The following is an 821-nucleotide window of genomic DNA, read 5'->3' as shown; positions in this document are numbered from 1 at the left end:
TTCGCTGCCTCTGTCGCTGTGGAAGATCACCCCGTCGACGATGCCGTGCCGGGTGACGGCGGCCATGTTCAGCGCTGCGACGACCAGCCCGGCGTCGTGGTGGGCGCCCATCGCGTAGCCGAGGATGCGACGGGAGTACAGGTCGATGACGGTGGCCAGGTAGATCTTGCCCTCGTCGGTGCGGATCTCGGTCATGTCGCCGCACCAGGCGACATCCGGCGCCGGCGCGGTGAACGCCCGCTTGACCAGGTCCGGCGCGGCCGGACGGGTACCCTGGCGGGTCAGGCCCCGGCGGCGACGCCTGACCCGGGCGGTCAGCCCAGAACGGGCCATGAGGTGCGCGATCGTGTTGTCGCAGACCTGCCAGCCCTGCTCGCGCAGCTCGATCCCGATGCGCGGACTGCCATAGGTGCCGCCCGAGTCGTCGAACACCTTCTGGACCGCGGTCGCCAGCCGGACACGCCGGTCATCGCGGCGGGTCGGCGGCCGGTCACGCCACTTGTAGAACCATGACTGGGACATCCCCAGGGCACGGCAGGCCACCGCGTGCGGCACGCAATGCTCGGTCCTCTGGGAAGCGATGAAGGCGGCCACGCTTACCGGCCCGTTGCTTCCTTGACCCACAGGACCACGGATCGCTTGAGGACATCACGCTCCATCGCCAGCTCCGCGTTCTCCCGCCGCAGCCGGGCCAGCTCCGCCCGCTCGTCCTCGGCCAACTGCCCGGCAGCGGCCTCACCGCGAAGCTCGCGGTCCCTCTTCACCCAGTTGGCCAGGGTTCCGCTATTGATCCCCAGGTCACGGGCGACCTGAGCGATCGA

The 821-nt window shown here is 69.9% G+C and carries 2 protein-coding genes; both read right to left on the bottom strand.

The annotated features are described in order from the left end of the window. A partial coding sequence (locus tag I0C86_RS00075; protein ID WP_323373384.1) for an IS3 family transposase occupies positions 1-594 on the bottom strand: 594 nt, incomplete at its 3' end. Between the two features lie 2 nt (positions 595-596). Further along, positions 597-821 (bottom strand): transposase (locus I0C86_RS00070; protein WP_196199066.1); only part of this gene is annotated, 225 nt, incomplete at its 5' end.

The sequence above is a fragment of the Plantactinospora alkalitolerans genome (assembly GCF_015690345.1).
Taxonomy (GTDB): Bacteria; Actinomycetota; Actinomycetes; order Mycobacteriales; family Micromonosporaceae; genus Plantactinospora; species Plantactinospora alkalitolerans.
Note: the sequence above shows the minus strand (reverse complement) of the source record. Positions and strands in the feature narration are given on the sequence as shown.